Source organism: Pseudomonas sp. P4_C3, assembly GCF_056402075.1.
Genome location: NZ_JBFUIC010000434.1, coordinates 1 through 2890 on the forward strand (window position 1 = coordinate 1; position 2890 = coordinate 2890).

At 50.7% G+C, this 2890-nt stretch carries 1 protein-coding gene and 1 pseudogene; both read left to right on the forward strand.

Features of this window, described 5'->3' with window-relative positions; translation table 11 throughout:
* Positions 1 to 73 precede the first annotated feature (73 nt).
* On the forward strand, positions 74 to 2302 hold the full coding sequence (locus AC1DVH_RS28935) for a polysaccharide biosynthesis tyrosine autokinase (RefSeq protein WP_477756663.1): 2229 nt from the start codon (positions 74 to 76) through the stop codon (positions 2300 to 2302).
* Positions 2303 to 2748: 446 nt separating this feature from the next.
* Positions 2749 to 2890 (forward strand): annotated as a pseudogene (locus tag AC1DVH_RS28940) (UDP-N-acetyl-D-glucosamine dehydrogenase); the annotation flags it as partial.

The following is a 2890-nucleotide window of genomic DNA, read 5'->3' on the forward strand; positions in this document are numbered from 1 at the left end:
GCAGTAACCGCCTGGGCAAGGCGTCTCGCACGCTAAACCACTCCTTGAATACCTGTTAAAAAAGAACCCACTTATGCAGCAAACTCCAGCATTAACCTCGCATGACGATGATGATGAAATCGACTTGATGGGCCTACTCGGAACACTGGTCGATCATAAATGGTTGATTGCCGGGATCACTGCTGCCTCTATGGCCGTTGGCACGGCGTACGCGGTGTTGGCCACTCCTGTTTACCAGGCAACAGCCTTGATACAGGTGGAGGCCAAAAAAAATGACATGCTCGGTTTCTCCGATATCAACAGCATGTTGGGTAAAGAGTCGCCTTCAGCCACAGAAATCGAATTAATCAAGTCACGCGCCATTATCGGCAAAGTTGTCGACAATCTATCGCTCGATATCACTGTCGAGCCGAACCGTTTTCCGGTGATCGGCGACTTTATTGCTCGTCATTTCAAACCGGACGATGTTAATACGGTTGCGACGCCCTGGTTTGGCATGAACAGTTTTGCCTGGGGTGGCGAAACCCTGAAAATATTTCAGCTCGTGCTTCCGCAAGAACTCCTGAGTAAACAACTCACTTTGGTCAGTGGTGAAAACGGCCACTTCACGTTGCTGGATGAGGACAACAATGTCCTGGTCCAAAGCCAAGTGGGCCAGACCTATGACCAGGACGGCATCAAACTGCAGGTCGAAGCGTTGCAGGCCAATCCTGGCACAACGTTCAACATAGTGCGTGACCCACGCCTGACTAGTATCTTGAAGTACCAAAAGGTACTTGATGTAGCAGAACGTGGTAAAGAATCCGGCATAATCGGGCTTTCTCTTGAGAGCGAGGAACCGGCTGAAGCCATTCAAATCCTCAATGAAATCGCCAAGTTCTATGTACGGCAAAATGTTGAGCGGACGTCGGCCGAAGCCGCTCAAAGCCTGGAGTTTCTAAAAGATCAACTGCCCCAGGTCCGTAAAGACCTGGAAAAAGCCGAAAACGCCCTGAACAAGTATCAAATTCGCAGTAAATCCATCGATATCAGCCTGGAAGCCAAAGCCATTCTCGATCAGATCGTGGCGCTGGATACCAGCATCTCCGAACTGAAATTGCAGCAAGCGGAAATGGATCGCAAGTTTACCCGTCAGCATCCTGCCTATCGGGCCTTGCTCAGCCAATTAGGTGAGCTGACAGCCAAGCAGAATGGTTTGGCCAAAAAAGTCGAAGGCCTGCCTTCAACACAGCAAGAACTGCTTAGCCTCACCCGCGATGTAAAAGTCAGCACCGAAATTTATACCCAGCTCCTGAATAAATCCCAGGAACTGGATGTGATGCGTGCCGGCACCGTGGGCAACGTACGCTTGATCGATACCGCCGACGTGGATCGGCGATATCCGGTTAAACCCAAAAAAACCCTGATCGTACTTATCGCTACCCTGCTTGGAGCCTTCCTGGCTATTGCATTGGTGCTTTTTCGCAAAGCCCTTAACCGCGGCGTGGAAAATCCGGATCAAATAGAACAGCTGGGGTTGCCGGTGTATGCATCCATTCCTTTCAGCACACTGCAAAAAAGTGAAGAAAGCAAAACCCTCCGAAGTGGCCGAGGCCGCGCTAACCAGGCGGCCCCCATACTGGCCAGCAGTCACCCCACCGACCTGTCCATAGAGGGATTGCGCAGCCTGCGCACCAGTCTGCACTTCGCCATGCTCGAAGCCAGCAATAATCGCCTGATGATCTCCGGCCCGAGCCCTAAGGTAGGTAAAACGTTCATTTCCGCCAACCTCGCTGCCGTCATCGCTCAGACCGGCCAGCGTGTATTGCTGATCGACGTGGATATGCGCAAAGGGTATTTGCATAAAGTATTCGGCACACCCGCTGAAAACGGGCTTTCAGATTTGCTCGTCAAGCGCTGCGACCTGGCAACCGCGATCAATAAAACTGAATTCGAGCACCTTGACGTTATCGGCCGCGGACAAATACCGCCCAACCCTTCAGAACTGCTAATGCACGCGAACTTCAGTGCCTTTCTCGACGAAGTCAGCGCCCAGTACGACCTGGTGATTCTGGATACTCCACCATTGCTGGCGGTGAYGGATGCGGCGATTGTCGGCCGCCAGTCGGGTACCAGCTTGATTGTGACGCGTTTTGCGCTTAACCCGGTTCGTGAAATTGAATTGACCATGCGTCGCTTTGCTCAAAATGGCATTGATTTGAAAGGCGCTATTTTCAATGGCGTTGAAAAACGCGCCTCCTCCAAATATGGCTATAGCGACTACGGTTATTACAACTACGAATATAAGTCAGAGAGCGTTTAATTTTCACCACCGCTTTTAATGATAGGCGAGCGCCCCTAAGCCCCTAAGGGCGTTCAGAGCACCGTACTTCCTGCACCTGCAACAAATGATACAGACATATTAATAGATGCAACCGCTTTCAGGGACTAGCAAAAAATCCTGGGGCGGTAGCGTGCCCAAACCTCAATATCGGCCACGGCAAATCCCTCCCTGCCATGGATAAGGGGAAAGCCAAGACCATCAACGGTCTGTACCAAAGGCAGAAACAGCAACTTACCCCAATAACTAGTCGTTGTGGCTGGATGTGGAAATTCTGATAAAGACGCCCTTCATACTGTTATCGAAAGATATCTATTAAAGGTCGCGACCGTCACCTATAGGAACGTTGCGCTGGCACGTAATAAACAAGCGCAGGCGATACGCCTACAAAACTCTTAACTTTACCCCTACCAATCCGAGTCTTTCTTATGTCCGAACACCAAGAAACCAGTATTGCAAAATTCAAAAGCAAGGAAGCTATCATCGGAATCGTTGGCCTCGGTTATGTAGGCCTGCCCTTGATGCTGCGTTACAACGCTATCGGCTTCCGAGTGCTGGGTATTGACATTG